Here is a 15,731-nt window from a genome sequence, read left to right as displayed (position 1 = left end):
CCTAAGCAGGCCGGGCGGCTTGGACGAGCGGACGGACGGGTGGCCGAGGGTTACGCGGCCGGTGGAGCAGTGGACCCACGGACGACGAGCGAGGTCGCGAGGTCGAGGCGGATGTTGTCGACCGTCTCGGAGCGAAGCTTCAGCACGAGCCGCGTCGCTTCCTCGGCCATCTCGATGAGCGGCTGTCGGATCGTCGTGAGCGCGGGCCCGACCCACTTCGCCGGGGGGACGTCGTCATAGCCGACGACCGACAGCTCCTCGGGGATCGAGACACCGAGGGAGCGCGCCGCCTCGTACACGCCGAAGGCCTGCATGTCGTTGCCCGCGAAGATGGCGGTCGGGCGCTCGTCGAGCTGCAGGAGTTCGAGGGCCAGCACGCGCCCGGCCTCCGGGACGAACTCCCCGCGCCGGAGGATCGACTCGTCGAGCGGGATGCCCGCCTCCTCGAGCGCCGAGCGGTAACCGGACACCCTGGCCCGCGAGCACATGAGGTCCTCGGGCCCCGAGATCAGCCCGATCCTGCGGTGCCCGAGCTCGATCAGGTGGCGGGTCGCCGCCATGCCGCCGGACCAGTTCGTGGAGCCGATCGCGGCGACGTCCGGGCCCGGGTCGCCCGCCGGGTCGACGACGACCACCGGGATGTTCCTCGTGTGCAGCTGCCGGCGGTAGGCGGGGTCGATGTCGGAGAACACGAGGATGACCCCGACGGGCTTCCGCGAGATGATGCTCTCCACCCAGCCCTCACCCGTCGACCGCCTGGCACCCGTCTCGGTGAGCGTGACGCTCATCCCGTGTTGCCTGGCCACCTTCTCGACCCCGCGGATGATCTCGAGCGACCACGAGCTGTCGATGTACTCGAAGACGAGCTCGATGAGCGAGCCCTGGGCGAGCTCGGCGCCCCGCCGGCTGTAGCCGTGGCGGTCGAGCAGGCGCTCGACGATCTCGCGGGTGTCGGGCGACACCCCCGGGCGCCCGTTGAGCACCTTCGAGGCCGTCGACACCGAGACGGACGCCTCGCGCGCGATCCGCGACAGGGTGGCGCGCCCTCCGGTCCCACCGAGCTGCACCGCGACGTCGTCACTCATCCGGATCCTCCGATCCCTCGCCGTCGGGCCGGGCGGCCGTCGCGTCGTCGAGAAGTTCACGCCATGCTAACGAAATATTTCGCACGGAACGAGCCGTGACGCCGGAAGCCCGATCTGCTATTCTCGACCATAAGTTGTGGTTAACAACAAATCATCCGCTCGCCAACGACGCTGAAGGATCATCCGCATGCCTCTCACCCCCACCAAAGCCGACCGCTTCTCGTTCGGCCTCTGGACGATCGGCTACAACGGGACCGACCCGTTCGGTGGCCCCACCCGCCCCGACCTCGACGTGGTCGAAGCCGTCACCCGCCTGAACGAGCTCGGCGCCTACGGCCTCACCTTCCACGACGACGACCTCTTCGCCTTCGGCTCGACCGACGCCGAGCGGCAGAAGCAGATCGACCGCCTCAAGCAGGCTCTCGCCGACACCGGCGTCATCGTCCCGATGGTCACCACCAACCTCTTCAGCGCCCCCGTGTTCAAGGACGGTGGCTTCACCTCCAACGACCGCGCGGTGCGTCGCTTCGCCCTCCGCAAGGTGCTCCGCAACCTCGACCTCGCCGCCGAGCTCGGCGCCAAGACCTTCGTCATGTGGGGCGGCCGCGAGGGCGCCGAGTACGACTCCGCGAAGGACGTGCAGGCCGCGCTCGAGCGCTACCGCGAGGCCGTCAACCTCCTCGGCGACTACGTCACCGACAAGGGCTACGACATCCGCTTCGCGATCGAGCCGAAGCCCAACGAGCCGCGCGGCGACATCCTGCTCCCGACCCTCGGCCACGCCATGGCGTTCATCGAGACGCTCGAACGCCCGGAGCTCGTCGGCATCAACCCCGAGGTCGGCCACGAGCAGATGGCGGGCCTCAACTTCACGGCCGGCATCGCCCAGGCGCTCTACCAGGGCAAGCTCTTCCACATCGACCTGAACGGCCAGCGAGGCATCAAGTACGACCAGGACCTCGTGTTCGGCCACGGCGACCTCCAGAACGCGTTCTCGCTCGTCGACCTCCTCGAGCACGGCGGAGCGGACGGCGGACCGGCCTACGACGGCCCCCGCCACTTCGACTACAAGCCGAGCCGCACCGAGGACATCACGGGCGTCTGGGACTCCGCGGCGGCCAACATGCGCATGTACCTCCTGCTCAAGGAGCGGGCCGAGGCGTTCCGCGCCGACCCCGAGGTGCAGGAGGCGCTCGCGGCCTCGCGCGTGCCCGAGCTGCGCGAGCCGACGCTCGACCCGGGCGAGACGGTCGAGCAGCTGCTCGCCGACCGCTCCGCCTCGGAGGACTTCGACACCGACGCGTACTTCGGCGGCAAGGGCTTCGGGTTCGTCCGCCTGCAGCAGCTCGCGGTCGAGCACCTCATGGGCGCCCGCTAGTCGGGAACCCCACCAGGATGGCGTTCCGTCCTCCGGTCCGAGAGGATCAGGGGACGGGACGCCGTCCGCGTCTGCACCGACACCAGCCCAGGCGGTCACCCGACCGCCCCACCACCGAGAACAGGGAGAGCGATGACGCTCGTCGCCGGCATCGATTCATCCACCCAGAGCTGCAAGGTCGTCATCCGTGACGCCGACACCGGGGCGCTCGTCCGAGAAGGTCGGGCCTCGCACCCGGCCGGCACCGAGGTCGACCCGGCCGCCTGGTGGGCGGCGTTGCAGGAGGCGTCCGCCGCTGCGGGCGGTCTCGACGACGTGGCCGCCGTGTCCGTCGCGGCCCAGCAGCACGGCATGGTCGCGCTCGACGTCGACGGCCGCGTCATCCGTCCGGCACTGCTCTGGAACGACACCAGGAGCGCGTCGGCAGCCACGGACCTCATCGCCGAGTTCGGCGCGGACGAGCTCGCCCGGCGGACCGGCTGCGTCCCCGTCGCCTCCTTCACGATCACGAAGCTGCGCTGGTTGCGCGACGCCGAACCGGCCAACGCGACCGAGGTCGCCGCGGTCGCCCTCCCCCACGACTGGCTGAGCTGGCGCCTGCGCGGTTTCGGCCCGGCCGAGGAGAGCCCCCTCGGCGCGGATCTCGCCGAACTGACGACCGACCGCTCGGACGCCTCCGGCACCGGCTACTGGTCCCCAGCGGACGGCGAGTACGACCGCGAGCTGCTCGTCGCGGCACTCGGACACGACGCGATCCTCCCCCGTGTGCTCGGACCGGACGAGTCGGCCGGGACCGGCATCGACGGTGGCCTGGTCGGCGCCGACACGGTCATCGGCCCGGGTGCCGGCGACAACGCGGGCGCCGCCCTGGGGCTCGGCGCCACGGCCGGCGACGTCGTCGTGTCGATCGGCACGAGCGGGACCGTGTTCGCCGTGACCCCCGCGGTCGTCCGCGACCCCTCCGGGACCGTCGCGGGCTTCGCCTCGGCGGACGGCGCGTTCCTGCCGCTCATCGCGACCCTCAACGCCGCCAGGATCCTCGACGCGGTCGCCGCGCTGCTCGGCGTCGACCACACCGAGCTCGGCCGACTCGCGCTCGACGCCCCAGCCGGCGCCAGGGGCCTCGTGCTGCAGCCGTACTTCGAGGGCGAACGGACCCCGAACCGGCCCGACGCGACGGCGACGCTGTTCGGCATGACCCTCGAGTCGACGACGCGCGAAGGGCTCGCCCGGGCGGCGATCGAAGGATTGCTCTGCGGCCTCGCCGACGGCCTCGACGCGGTGCTCTCGCAGGGCGTCACCGCCGAGCGGGTCCTCCTCATCGGCGGCGCCGCGCAGAACCCGGCCGTGCAGGCGATCGCCCGCGAGGTGTTCGACGTGCCGGTCGTGGTGCCGGCCCCCGGTGAGTACGTCGCCGACGGCGCGGCCGTGCAGGCGGCGTGGGCGTTGACGGGCGCTCGCCCGGCGTGGCCGATGGCCGGCACCGACGACGTCGCCGGTGCGCCGGCTGACGCGGTCGACCCCTCGGGAGTCGCGCGCGAGCAGTACGCCGCCCGCGCCTGAGGCGGCCGCCCGTCGACGGGCTCAGGGACCAGCCGGGGTCGGTTCCTGAGGCAGCGCCTCCCTTGGACAGGCTCAGGGACCGAAGGGGGGTTCGGTCACTGAGCCTGTCGAAGTGCGTGGAATCTTCCGGTCGGCGGAGGCGTTGGGCCGGGTATGCGATCCATCATCTACTCCACCAACGGTGACCCGTCCGTCCTCCAGCTCGTCGAGCGTGAGATCCCGGAGCCCGGCCCCGGCGAGGTGCGTGTCAAGCTCGCGTTCTCCGGCGTCAACCCGACCGACTGGAAGACCAGGCGCGGCGGCGGTCCCTCGGGCGCGATGCCCTTCCCGGAGGTCGTCCCGAACCTCGACGGCGCCGGCGTGATCGACGCGGTCGGTCCCGCCACCGACGACGCGACCACGACCACCTTCGCGGTCGGCGACCGCGTCTGGGTGTACCTCGCAGCCCACGAGAGCCCGCTCGGCACCGCGCAGGAGTTCACGGTCCAGCCCGTCGCCCGGGTGGTCCCGCTGCCCGACGCCGCCTCCTTCGAACTCGGCGCGAGCCTCGGTGTCCCGGCGATGACCGCGCACCGCGCGCTCACGGTGGCGCAGGACGGCCCGACCCGGCTCTCCCCCGGAGCGCTCGACGGCCGGACGGTCCTCGTCCAGGGTGGCGCAGGTGCCGTCGGCAACGCGGCGATCCAGCTCGCACGCTGGGCCGGCGCGACGGTCGTCAGCACCATCAGCAGCGACGAGAAGGCCCGGCTCGCGACCGCCGCCGGAGCCCACCACGTCGTCAACTACCGCGAGGGCGACACCGCCGCGGCGATCCGCGAGGTCGCTCCGCAGGGCGTCGACCTCGTCGTGGAGGTCGCCATCGCGCAGAACCTCGAGCTCGACCAGGCCGTCCTCGCCCCGCGCGGCACGGTGGTCAGCTACGCCAACAACGGCGGCGACCAGGTCACCCTCGACATCCGGCCGCACATGGGCCTCAACACGAGACTCCAGTTCATGCTGCTCTACACCGTCGGCGACGCGGCACTCCAGGCAGCCGCCGAGGACGTCACGGCGGCGATCGAAGCCGACGCGCTCGACGTGGGCCGCGAGCACGGCTTGCCGCTGACGGTGTTCCCGCTCGCCGACACGGCCGGTGCCCACGCCGCCGTCGAGGACGACACGATCGGGAAGGTCCTCATCGACGTCACCGCGTGACGCATGCCGCGCACGACGTGATCAGGGGCGGTACTGCGCAGCCAGTGCCGCCCCTGCCGCACGCAGGTGCACGAGCGGTTCGGCCATCGCAGCCTCGACCCCGCCGGCGAGCTCGGTGAGCGAGACGGCGTCGACGAACAGCCCCTCCGTCGGTGCCTGCACGGCACCGGCGACGAGCATGGTCCGGCCGGGAGCGAGGCCGGCGACGTGGGAGGCGACCTTGCCGTCTGCCGTCTGGTCGTCGAAGCGACCCTCGCCGGTGATGACGACCGAGGCCGTCGGCGCTGCGGCGGGGAGGCCGATCGCGTCACCGACGCCGGTCGCGCCCGAGGTGGCCGTCGCTCCCCAGAGCAGGAGGCCGTAGCCGGCACCGCCTGCCGCTCCGGCGCCGGGTTCGACCGCGGCACGTTCCGCTTGTTCCGCGCCGAATGCCGCGGCGGCCCGGCTCGCGAACCGCGCGAGGTTCGCATCGAGCACCGTGACGTCCTCGTCGGTGGCGCCCTTCTGCGGGCCGAAGACGGCAGCGGCCCCGCGGTCGCCGAGCAGCGGGTTGGTGACGTCGCTGAGGATGACCGCCCCGCGGTCCGGCAGTGCTCGCAGGCCGCCGAGGTCGAGGTGGTCCAACGTCGCGAGTCCCGCGTTCCCCGGCATCACCCCACCACCGTCCGCATCCTGGAGTCGCACCCCGAGTGCGCTGAGGAGCCCGGCACCGCCGTCCGTGCTGGAGCTGCCGCCGATCGCGAGGAGCAGGCGACGGGCACCGTGATCGAGCGCCGCTGCGATGGCCTCCCCGAACCCGGTCGTGTGCGCCGCGAACGGCTGCAGTGGGTCGAGCAGGGTCAGCCCGCTCGTCTGGGCGAGCTCGACGACCGCGGAGCCGTCCGGCAGTTCGAGCCACTCGGCCTGCACCGCGTCGCCGACCGGACCCGTGACGGTGATCGGGTGTCGCCGCGCTCCGGGCACGGCGGCAGCGAAGGCGTCGAGCGTCCCCTCTCCGCCGTCGGCCATCGGCAACAGCTGCACGGTGTCCTCGGGCCGGACGGAGCGCCAACCGTCGGCGATCGCCGAGGCGACCTCGGCGGCGATCGCGGTGCCTTTGAACGAGTCCGGGGCGATGACGATGTGCGGAGCCATGGCCTTAGCCTCCCACGAGGGACCGGTGCGCAGCGGAGCCACCCGCGGCGTCCGTCAGCACCTCGACACCGCTCGGGGTGACCACGACGGTGTCCTCCACCTTCACCCCTGGCGCGGTCGGGTTCCAGGCGAACGCCTGCCACGGCTGTACGACGTCGGTCGTGTCGGGGGTGGCGCGCGGGTCGCGTCCCGCGTAGCCCGCAGCGCCGCCCTGGTGGTGCCTGGTCCACTCCTCGGGGTCGAAGCCCTGGGCGGCGTAGGCCGCGGTGCCCGCGCGGAAGACGTCGGCGAGGGTCGCGCCCGGCACCGTCGCGTCGAGGTACGCGCGCTCGACGGCCCGGATCCGACGCATGTCGGTGGCGAAGGGTTCCGGGGCGGTGCCGCCGTCGTCGAACCACCGCGTGAGGTTGACGATGAGCCCGTCCCGGCGCCCGCAGGCGACGACCATCGCGCGGGAGCCCAGCAGCCCGTCGGTCGGGAGCGGATGCCGGTGCGCGAGGCGGTCCGTCCCGGCGACCAGGAGCACGAGCGGATCGATCCCGGCGGCGACCAGACGGCACGCGAGGTCCGCCGCCACCGCGCGTTCCGTCCAGCTCGGATCGAGCCGTCCGATGAGCGTCTCGAGTTCGGCGGTCGTCTCCCGGCCGAGCGCGCGGAACCGCTCGAGTTCGGCTGGGAGGAGCGAGGCCCGCGCCGCCCGCAGTCCGGCTGGGACGTCCGACTCCTGAAGCACCCCGGTGCCGCTCGGCAGCACCGAGTCGATCGGTGTGTGCCACGGCACGGTCGTGACGCGGATGTCCGGGAGTTCCTCGGCCAGCAGGCGCTCGGCCTCGTTCGAGGTCGCCACGAGCCACGCGTCGTCACGCGAGACGACGACCGCGACGATCGGATCGGCCGCGAGGCTCACGTGGACGCGGGCACCGTCGAGGTACCAGCTGACCGCCGCCGCCGAGCGCAGCACGATCGCCCGGGCGGCCTGCGCGTCGAGCAGCTCCACCAGGCGGGCGTGTTTGCGCCGACGGTCGTCCTCGTCGGGACCCGGCCGCGCGTCGCTCATCGGCGTGCCCAGGGCGTGCCGAGCTCCGCGAAGGTGCTCCCGGTGGTGGCCGCCTCGGCGACGAACCGCTCGATCCCCGGGATGACGGGGTGGCGGTCCTCGCCCGTCCCGCGCCAGTCGAGGAGTTCCGCGGGGATGGGGTGCGGGGCGGGTGCCGACCGCACGGCGTCGAGGACCGCGGTGAAGGCGGAGGCGTCGGCCAGCGAGCTGACGAGCGCCGCCTCCCCACCCGCGCGGACAGCCGCCCGGGCTCGGAGGAGGTCGGGGAGCAGTGCGGTCCGGTCGGTCGTCCACCGCCGGACGGACTGATCCTCGAGGTCGACCTCGACGACGTCCTTCGTGTAGAGGAACCGGATCGCCCCGCGCTCGCCACGGACCGTGACGACCGGGTCGGTGGTGTCCTCGGCGCAGAGGGTGACCGCCGCCGTCATGATCGGACCGCTGCGCGGCGTGATGCGGACGACGGAGGTGTCGTCCGCCTCGATGTCGTTCGCCCGATACTGGTCGAGCTCGATGGTCGCGATCGCGGCGCGGTCCGTGACCCCACCGAGTCGGAGCATGGTCTGGACCGCGTGCGCGAGCGGGTTCGTGACGACCCCGTCCACGACCGGCACGTCGTTCAGGGTGCGCCGACCCGACCACGCGGCGCGGGTCCAGTACCCGATCGTGCGGACCCAGGTCCCGGTCGCCTCGAGCCCCGTGACCGCGCCGATCTCCCCGGCCGCGACGAGCTCGGTGATCTCGCCGATCGCGTGCGATCCGAGACTCTGGAACCCGACCTGCACGAGTCCGCCGGTCCGCTCAGCGACGGCCTGCAGGAGGTCGAGCTCGTCGTTCGACGTGACCGGCGGTTTCTCGAGCAGGACGTCAGCTCCGTGTTCGAGGGCCGCGACGGCGAGGTCGAGGTGCGTGTGGATGGGCGTGGAGAGGATGACGACGTCCACCTGCCCGGCGGCGAAGCAGTCGTCGAGCGACCCGTACAGCGGGGCGTCGCCGGCCGCGTGGTCCTCGGGCGTGAAGGCGCGGTCGACGAGGCCGACCAGCCGGATCGCGCCGGTCTCGGCGAGCGCCCTGGCCGCGTCGACGTGGCTGGCGCCGTGGCCGTGGATGCCGACCACCACGACGGTGGGGACGTGGTGCTGGTTCGAGGTCGTCATGCGTCACTCCCGGTGGTGGGTCGCTGGGTGGTGGGGCGGTCCTCGGCGGCGAGGAGCGCCCGATGGATGGCCGCGGCCTGCCCGGCGTCGAGTGCGGCGTCGACGACGACCGCCTCCAGACCGGTGACCAGCGGGGTCTCGGCGGTGATGGTGGTGCGGCTGGTGGTGGCGAGCGAGACGCCGACACCGGGGTACTCGGCGGCGCGGAGGAACCAGGGGAAGGTCTGCTCGCCCGGCTGCCGGAAGAGCACGGTGACCGCTCGCCCGCGGGTGTCGGCATCCGAGGCGGCGTAATCGGGTGCGGCGTCGAGGACGAACGCGACCCAGGCCGCGCGGGAACCGTGAGCGGTCGCCTCGCCGGGCCCGTCGGCGCTGAGCACCGATCGTCGAGCGCCGGCCGGCAGCCGCCAGAACCAGCCCCCGTAGGCGGCACCCTCGCGTCCGTTCGTGGCCGGCGATCCGATGGTCACGACCCCGGTGACGGCCCTGAGGGTGCTCGAGACCAGGACGCGCAGGGCCGAGCGGGGTGCGGGGTCGTCCGCGCGGTCGGCGCCGTTGTCGGCGTTCGAGGTCGGGAGTGCGATCTCCTCGACGACCGAGACGCGGGACTCCCGCAGCTGGGTCGTCCCGTCGCGTCCGATCCAGTCCACGGCCTGCCGGAGGGTGCCGGGGTCCGGCTGTGTCCCGGCTTCGACCTCGACCACCCGTTGGACCCCGTGGTTGTCGAGCAGCGTCGAGCCCTGCCCGGCGACGTAGGTGCGTCCGCCCCAGTAGGAGACGCCGTCCACGTCGGCGACGGCCATCGAGAGCCCGAAGTGGTGCGGGTGGTCGTCGGGTGCCGACTCCGTGACGACGGTTCCGGCCAGGGAGGTGACGGGGTGTGCGAACGGTCGCGGGGCGTCCGCCCGGGCGAGCCCACCACCGTCGTGCAGGACGAGCAGTTCGCGACCACCGAGCCGGGCGACGAGGCCGTTCGGCTCCTCGGCCGCCACCCAGGCGACCCCGCCTGCGCCCCGCGGCGCCGCGGTGCTCTCCCGGGCGACGAACCGTGGGCGGAAGACGAGCGGGTGGCCGCCCGCCGCGCCCCCGATCGTGTCGCGGAGGCGGGTCCAGGCCTCGGCGCCGAGCTCGCGGCGCGGGACGGACACCGTGCTCAGCGCGGGCACGGCGAAGGCGGCGAAGGGGATGTCGTCGAACCCGACCACGCTCAGCGCGGCCGGTACGGACACGCCGGCCTGGCGCAGCGCCGACACGAGTCCGAGGGCGACGAGGTCGTTGAAGGCGACCACGGCGGTCGCGTCGAGCGCCAGCACGGCGTCCACGACCGCGGCGCCGTCGACGAGCGCGGAGCCCGCGGCGACGACGTCGACGGTGAGCTCCCGGTGCGCGGAGACCGCACGCGTGATGCCGACCCGGCGCAGGCGGTCGCCCTGGCTGGCGACCGGCCCCGCCAGGTACACGACGCGCCGGTGCCCGAGCGCGGACAGTTCGGCGAGCACCTGCTCCATCCCACTCGCGTAGTCGATCGACACCGAGGGCACCGGCGAGTCGGTGAGCTCGCGGTTGACGAGGACGACGGGGTGCAGCTCGGCGAGCAGGGCGCGCAACTCCGGTTCGGCCAGGCGCGGTGAGCACAGGACGATCGCGTCGCACCGGCGGCGGGCCTCCCGGGCGGCGGCCGCCTCATCGGTCGGGTCCTCCTCGGTGTCGGTCACGAGGACGCGGTAGCCGTCGGCCGCGGCCGCCCGGGTCACGCCGCGCAGGATCTCCTGGAACATCGGGTTCTCGAGGTCGGGCACGACGACGCCGACGGTGTTCGTGCGCCCGAGGGACAGGTTCCTGGCGAGCATGCTCGGCTGGTAGCCGAGGGCGTCCACCGCGGCGAGGACCCGGCTGGCGATCTCGGCGTCGACGGTCGCCTTGCCGTTGAGGACCCGCGAGACCGTCGCCTTCGAGACCTCGGCATGCCGGGCGACGTCGGAGATGGTCGGCGTGGCGCCAGCCGTCGGTAACCGGTTGCTCATGCGTCCTCGCTCGGGTCGTGCCGGGTGGTGCGGTTGGCAATCATCATATAGGGTTCCTCGGAGAAACCGGTTTCTCGGTTTCGACGTCGAGCACCTCGACGCGAGCGCTGTCAGAGAGGACACCGATGCGCATCATCGTCACCGGCGGTGCCGGACGACTCGGGCGGAGCGTCGCCACCGAACTCGTCGCGGCCGGCCACGACGTCGTCTCCGTCGACCGCTCCGACCCCGGACTCCCCGGGGTCGAGGGCGTGGTGGCCGAGCTGCTCGACCACGACGCCACCCACGAACGCTTCGCCGCCCTGCAGCCGGACGCCGTGGTGCACCTGGCCGCGATCGCCGTGCCGTTCAGCGCTCCCGAACACGTCATCCTGTCGGTGAACCAGTCCCTGGCCTTCACCGTCCTCACCGCCGGGATCGCCGCCGGAGCCACGAGGGTCCTGGCCGCGAGCAGCCCGACCGTCATCGGGTACGGGGCCCCGCACGGCTGGGCACCCGAGGCCCTCCCCCTCACCGAGACCCACTCCGTCGCCCCGTGGAACGCCTACGCCCTGTCGAAGGTGGCCATCGAGTCGACGGTCGCGATGCTCGCCCGAGCCCACGGCGACGCGGTCGTGACCGGCGCGTTCCGCCCGTGCTTCGTCGTCTCCCCCGAGGAGTGGGAGGGCGCACCGACGCAACAGGGGCACACGATCGTCGACCGGCTCGCCGATCCCGCGCTCGCGGCCGTCTCCCTCTACAACTACGTCGACGCCCGCGACGCCGGCCGCTTCGTCGCGGCCTGGGTCGAGCACGCCGCCGCCCCGCACTCCGGTGCGGTGTACTTCGTCGGAGCCGACGACGCCCTCGCCCTCGAACCGCTGTCGGCGCTGCTGCCCGCCATGGTGCCGAGCACCGCCGGCTTCGCCGAGACGCTCGACGACCGCAGCGCCGCGTTCAGCAGCGCGAAGGCGACCGCCGACCTCGGGTGGCGGCCTCGACACGACTGGCGGTCGGCCCTCAGCCCCACGGAGCGGGCCCGCCTCGACGGTCTGCTCGCCGCCGACGGCCGCCCGCGACACCACGCCACGACCGACACCCAGACCACCACCCCGGCGCAGACGCCGACGACGACCCCCAGATGACGAGGACTACCACCATGCCAGCACCGCTCGCCTTCGACGGCGTCCTGTACTTCCCGATCACCCCCTTCGACGCGGCCGGCGCGGTCGACCTCGGTCTCCTCGGCACCCACCTGGAGTCGCGACTCGACCACCGGCCCGGCGGCGTCTTCCCCGCCTGCGGGACGGGCGAGCTGCACGCGATGTCACCCTCGGAGGCCGCGCGCGTGGTCCGCCGGACGGTCGAGGTCGTCGACGGGGCCGTTCCGGTCATCGCCGGGGCCGGCGGTGGCGTGGCGATTGCGAAGGAACTCGCCGTCGCGGCCGAGGACGCTGGAGCCGACGCGATCCTCCTCATGCCGCCGTACCTCGTGACCGGCCCGGCGCGCGGGCTGCAGGGGTACGTCGAGGACGTCCTCGCTGCGACGAGCCTCCCGGCGATCGTCTACCACCGCAACAACGCGCGGTACACCACCGAGACGATGCGTCACCTGGCGCGCAACCCGCAGGTCGTCGGCTTCAAGGACGGCGTCGGCGACGTCGCCGCTGCACAGGACATCGTGCTCGCCGTGCACGAGGAGGGCCGCGAGGACTTCGCCTTCTTCAACGGTCTCCTCACCGCGGAGCTCACCCAGGCCGCCTACCGGGGCATCGGCATCCCGCTCTACTCCTCCGCGGTGTTCGCGATGCTGCCCGAGCTCGCGACCCTGTTCTACCGGGCCTACACGGACCACGACGAACCGCTTCGTGAGCGCCTGCTCCGCGAGTTCTACCGACCGCTGGTCGCCCTCCGCGACGAGACCCCCGGCTTCGCCGTGTCGCTCATCAAAGCCGGCGTCCGGCTCGGTGGTCTGCCGGTCGGTTCCGTGCGGTCGCCGTTCGTCGACCCGACACCGGAGCAGACGGATCGGCTGGCGGCGCTCCTCGCGACCGGCGCCGACCTCGTCGCCGAGCACGCGACCCTCGCAGCCGGGCGCTGACGATGCCGGCGATCGCCTCCATCACCACCACCCTGCAGCGGTTCACGATGCCGCGACCATGGGTGCCGGAAGCGCCGTGGCTGCACCTCGTCCGGGTGGACGTCGTCGACGACGAGGGCGCGACCGGTTCCGGCTTCACGTGGACGCCGACGATCGGCGCGACCGCGGTCCGAGCCCTGCTCGATGACGACATCACGTCCGCCGCCATCGGCTCATCCACCGAACCCGAGGTCCTCTGGCCGCAGCTGTGGGCCCACCTGCACGAGGCCGGCGGCGGCGGGATCACGACCATCGCACTCGCCGGGCTCGACACGGCGCTCTGGGACCTCCGCGGGCGGCGGGCGGGCCTCGGGCTGGCCGAGCTGCTCGGTCGTCGCCGTGAGACCGTCCGCGCCTACGGCAGCGGCGTCAACCTGCACCTCGACGCCGACGCCCTCGTGGCGCAGGTCGGGCGATGGATCGCGGCAGGCCACGACGCGGTGAAGGTGAAGGTCGGCAAGCCCGACATCGCCGAAGACCTCGACCGCCTCACCATGGTGCGCGAACTGCTCGGCCCGAACCGCCGGCTCATGATCGACGCCAACCAGCGCTGGGACCTCGAGCGGGCGACCTCGGCACTCGAACGGCTGAGCATCGTCGACCCAGCCTGGATCGAAGAACCGCTGCGCTCCAACGACACCGCCGGCTACGAACGGCTGCGTCAGGCGACGGACATCCCGATCGCGCTCGGCGAGAACGTGCACACGATCCATCGGTTCCGCGACCTCGTGGACCGTGGCGTGGCCGACGTCCTGCAACCGAACGTCGTCCGCGTCGGGGGCATCACCCCGTTCCTGCAGATCGCCGAGCTCGTCGAGGACGCCGGGCTGATCCTCGCCCCGCACCTCCTCCCCGACCTCTCGGGGCAACTCGCCCTCGCCCTCCCGCAGACGGTCGAGATCGAAGACGTGGAGGACGCGGACTTCGTCGCGATCGGCGCCATCGACGCGCCAGGACCGGTCACCATCAGCCGGGGTTGGGCGCGGATCGAGGCCCGGCCCGGGCTCGGATTCGTCATCCGCGAGCAGCCCACCGAAGCCGACACCGCCCGCTGAACCACGCCGTCCGGCCGCCGGTCCGTTCCGCCGACACCACACCACTCCCGAGGAGTCATCATGACCACCAACACTTCCAGCACCACCACGACCGTCGACGAGGCCGCGTCACTCGCCGCCACGGCAGCGCCCCGGCTTGCGGCCTCGTCACCCTCGACGCGCGCCGCCTGGCTCGAAGCCGTGGCCGACGCCCTCGACGGGCGGGTCACCGAGCTCGTCGCGCTCGCCGACGAGGAGTCCCACCTCGGGACCGCGCGGCTCACGGGCGAGGTCGCCCGGACGACGGGGCAGCTGCGCCTGTTCGCGACCGTCCTGCGCGACGGCGCGTTCCTCGAGGTCGTCGTCGACCACGCCGACGCCGCAGCCACCCCACCCAAGCCGGAGCTGCGACGGATGCTGCGACCGACCGGCCCGGTCGCCGTGTTCAGCGCCTCGAACTTCCCGTTCGCGTTCTCGGTCGCCGGCGGTGACACCGCGTCGGCGCTGGCCGCCGGCTGCCCGGTGATCGTGAAGGCCCACTCGGCGCACCCGCGGCTCTCCCGACTGACCGCAGAAATCGTCACCGAGGCGTTGCGCGACGCCGGCGCACCCGAGGGCACGTTCGCGCTCGTCGAGGGTCGTGAGCAGGGCACCGCGCTCGTCCGGCACCCGGCGATCACCGCGGTCGGGTTCACCGGCTCGCTCGCCGGCGGCCGGGCCCTGTTCGACCTCGCCTCACAGCGGCCGGCGCCGATCCCGTTCTACGGGGAGCTCGGCAGCACGAACCCGGTCGTGATCACGGCGGCGGCGCTCGCCGACGGTGCCGCGGCTCTCGCGCGCGGGCTGGCCGCATCGATCACCCTCGGGGTCGGTCAGTTCTGCACGAACCCCGGCCTCGTCCTCGTGCCTGCCGGCAGCGGGTTCGCCGAACTCGTCGCCGCCGCAGCGAGCGGCACGGCTGCGGGGCGCATGCTGACGCCCGGTATCGCCGACGCCTACGCGAGCGGTACTGCTCGTGCCACCGCGCACCCGGGTGTGCGCACGCTCCTCGGTGGCGACGCGGGAGCGCCGGAGTCGGGTGTCCCGACGGTCCTCGCGACGACCGCCGCAACCGTGCTGGAGGACCCGGAGGTCCTGCTCGAGGAGATCTTCGGACCGGCGACGCTCGTCATCGAGTACGCCGACGAGACGGAGCTGCACGCGGTCCTGGCTGCCGTGGGCGGCGCGCTGACCGCCACGGTGCACGCGGCTCCCGGCGAGGACGTCGCCGAACTGGTGTCGCGGCTCGAACCGCTCGCCGGCCGGGTGCTCTTCGGCGGCTGGCCGACGGGCGTCGCGGTGGGCTGGGCACAGCACCACGGTGGGCCGTGGCCGGCGACCACCTCCCTCCACACCTCCGTCGGGGCGACCGCCGTGCGCCGGTTCCAGCGTCCGATCGTCTACCAGGACGCCCCCGAGCGCGTCCTCCCCGAGGCGCTCCACGAGTCGAACCCGCTGCGTCTCCCCCGCCGCGTCGACGGCGAGCTGGAGCTCCCCGCCTGACCGGCACACCTCACCTGACCGCCCGGCCACCGTCCCTCACTCAGGACTCCCCCGGCGTGCCGCCTTCCCCAGGCCCCGACACACCGCAGCTCTCCTGAGAACGGGACAGACACTCCACCCAATCCCACCCACCCGTGTTCACAACTCAGGACCACCCCGGCGCGCCAGCCGCCGAAACCCCCGTCCCGGGCCCGACACCCCGCACCCCTCCTGAATTGTGAACGCACCACCACCACACAACCCGCCGTCCCTAACTCAGGACTCCCCCGGCGTGCCGCCTTCCCAGACCCCGACACACCGCAGCTCTCCTGAGTTAGGGACAGACAATCCACCCAATCCCACCCACCCGTGTTCACAACTCAGGACGCTCCCGGCGCGCCACGCACCGGAACCCCCGTCCCGGGCCCGACACCCCGCACCCCTCCTGCATTGTGAACACCCCAC

Annotated in this window: 12 protein-coding genes; 7 read left to right on the top strand and 5 right to left on the bottom strand. The window is 73.0% G+C overall.

The annotated features are described in order from the left end of the window. Positions 1-50 precede the first annotated feature (50 nt). Complete coding sequence (locus tag QRN26_RS14975) at positions 51-1,085, bottom strand: LacI family DNA-binding transcriptional regulator (protein ID WP_056776527.1); 1,035 nt, start codon at positions 1,083-1,085, stop codon at positions 51-53. A 187-nt stretch (positions 1,086-1,272) separates the two neighbouring features. Between QRN26_RS14975 and xylA the strand changes: the two genes are divergently transcribed. The 3 genes from xylA to QRN26_RS14960 all read left to right on the top strand — a co-directional run bounded on the left by xylA (position 1,273) and on the right by QRN26_RS14960 (position 5,220). Further along, positions 1,273-2,463, top strand: coding sequence for a xylose isomerase (gene xylA / locus QRN26_RS14970; RefSeq protein WP_285037388.1), 1,191 nt, complete (start codon positions 1,273-1,275; stop codon positions 2,461-2,463). A gap of 132 nt (positions 2,464-2,595) precedes the next feature. Then, positions 2,596-4,026, top strand: coding sequence for a xylulokinase (locus QRN26_RS14965; protein ID WP_285037387.1), 1,431 nt, complete (start codon positions 2,596-2,598; stop codon positions 4,024-4,026). A gap of 153 nt (positions 4,027-4,179) precedes the next feature. Continuing rightward, complete coding sequence (locus QRN26_RS14960) at positions 4,180-5,220, top strand: NADPH:quinone reductase (protein ID WP_285037386.1); 1,041 nt, start codon at positions 4,180-4,182, stop codon at positions 5,218-5,220. Positions 5,221-5,241: 21 nt separating this feature from the next. Here the strand turns inward: QRN26_RS14960 and QRN26_RS14955 are convergent, their stop codons facing one another. Genes QRN26_RS14955 through QRN26_RS14940 form a run of 4 tightly spaced genes read right to left on the bottom strand, consistent with a single transcriptional unit; the run spans position 5,242 to position 10,592 of the window. Beyond that, positions 5,242-6,354, bottom strand: a complete 1,113-nt coding sequence (locus QRN26_RS14955; protein WP_285037385.1) for a glycerate kinase — start codon at positions 6,352-6,354, stop codon at positions 5,242-5,244. Between the two features lie 4 nt (positions 6,355-6,358). Further along, a complete protein-coding gene (locus QRN26_RS14950; protein WP_285037384.1) occupies positions 6,359-7,411 on the bottom strand; it encodes a M24 family metallopeptidase in 1,053 nt (350 codons plus the stop codon). Next, positions 7,408-8,568: a Gfo/Idh/MocA family protein gene (locus QRN26_RS14945; RefSeq protein WP_285037383.1), complete on the bottom strand. Its 1,161-nt coding sequence runs from the start codon at positions 8,566-8,568 to the stop codon at positions 7,408-7,410. The genes QRN26_RS14950 and QRN26_RS14945 overlap by 4 nt, the downstream gene beginning before the upstream one ends. Beyond that, positions 8,565-10,592 carry a DUF6807 family protein gene (locus tag QRN26_RS14940; protein WP_285037382.1) on the bottom strand — a complete coding sequence of 676 codons (2,028 nt, stop codon included), beginning with the start codon at positions 10,590-10,592 and terminating at the stop codon, positions 8,565-8,567. Before QRN26_RS14940 ends, QRN26_RS14945 begins: the two co-directional genes overlap by 4 nt. A 125-nt stretch (positions 10,593-10,717) precedes the next feature. Here QRN26_RS14940 and QRN26_RS14935 point away from each other — a divergent pair, with 125 nt between their 5' ends. The 4 genes from QRN26_RS14935 to QRN26_RS14920 are packed head-to-tail and all read left to right on the top strand — an operon-like array spanning position 10,718 to position 15,287. After that, positions 10,718-11,716, top strand: a complete 999-nt coding sequence (locus QRN26_RS14935) for an NAD-dependent epimerase/dehydratase family protein (RefSeq protein WP_285037381.1) — start codon at positions 10,718-10,720, stop codon at positions 11,714-11,716. Positions 11,717-11,730: 14 nt separating this feature from the next. After that, positions 11,731-12,672: a 5-dehydro-4-deoxyglucarate dehydratase gene (locus QRN26_RS14930; protein WP_285037380.1), complete on the top strand. Its 942-nt coding sequence runs from the start codon at positions 11,731-11,733 to the stop codon at positions 12,670-12,672. Positions 12,673-12,674: 2 nt separating this feature from the next. Beyond that, positions 12,675-13,766, top strand: coding sequence for a mandelate racemase/muconate lactonizing enzyme family protein (locus tag QRN26_RS14925; protein ID WP_285037379.1), 1,092 nt, complete (start codon positions 12,675-12,677; stop codon positions 13,764-13,766). A 60-nt stretch (positions 13,767-13,826) separates the two neighbouring features. Then, positions 13,827-15,287, top strand: coding sequence for an aldehyde dehydrogenase (NADP(+)) (locus tag QRN26_RS14920; RefSeq protein WP_285037378.1), 1,461 nt, complete (start codon positions 13,827-13,829; stop codon positions 15,285-15,287). Positions 15,288-15,731 lie beyond the last annotated feature (444 nt).

Origin of the sequence: Plantibacter sp. ME-Dv--P-095, assembly GCF_030209365.1 — a bacterium.
In the GTDB taxonomy this organism is placed as follows: Bacteria; Actinomycetota; Actinomycetes; order Actinomycetales; family Microbacteriaceae; genus Plantibacter.
This window is presented reverse-complemented; position numbering and strand designations above follow the sequence as displayed.

Coding starts and splice junctions, on each gene's coding strand:
- QRN26_RS14975 (WP_056776527.1), bottom strand. CDS start 1,085: ATGAGTGACGACGTCGCGGTGCAGCTCGGTGGGACCGGAGGGCGCGCC.
- xylA (WP_285037388.1), top strand. CDS start 1,273: ATGCCTCTCACCCCCACCAAAGCCGACCGCTTCTCGTTCGGCCTCTGG.
- QRN26_RS14965 (WP_285037387.1), top strand. CDS start 2,596: ATGACGCTCGTCGCCGGCATCGATTCATCCACCCAGAGCTGCAAGGTC.
- QRN26_RS14960 (WP_285037386.1), top strand. CDS start 4,180: ATGCGATCCATCATCTACTCCACCAACGGTGACCCGTCCGTCCTCCAG.
- QRN26_RS14955 (WP_285037385.1), bottom strand. CDS start 6,354: ATGGCTCCGCACATCGTCATCGCCCCGGACTCGTTCAAAGGCACCGCG.
- QRN26_RS14950 (WP_285037384.1), bottom strand. CDS start 7,411: ATGAGCGACGCGCGGCCGGGTCCCGACGAGGACGACCGTCGGCGCAAA.
- QRN26_RS14945 (WP_285037383.1), bottom strand. CDS start 8,568: ATGACGACCTCGAACCAGCACCACGTCCCCACCGTCGTGGTGGTCGGC.
- QRN26_RS14940 (WP_285037382.1), bottom strand. CDS start 10,592: ATGAGCAACCGGTTACCGACGGCTGGCGCCACGCCGACCATCTCCGAC.
- QRN26_RS14935 (WP_285037381.1), top strand. CDS start 10,718: ATGCGCATCATCGTCACCGGCGGTGCCGGACGACTCGGGCGGAGCGTC.
- QRN26_RS14930 (WP_285037380.1), top strand. CDS start 11,731: ATGCCAGCACCGCTCGCCTTCGACGGCGTCCTGTACTTCCCGATCACC.
- QRN26_RS14925 (WP_285037379.1), top strand. CDS start 12,675: ATGCCGGCGATCGCCTCCATCACCACCACCCTGCAGCGGTTCACGATG.
- QRN26_RS14920 (WP_285037378.1), top strand. CDS start 13,827: ATGACCACCAACACTTCCAGCACCACCACGACCGTCGACGAGGCCGCG.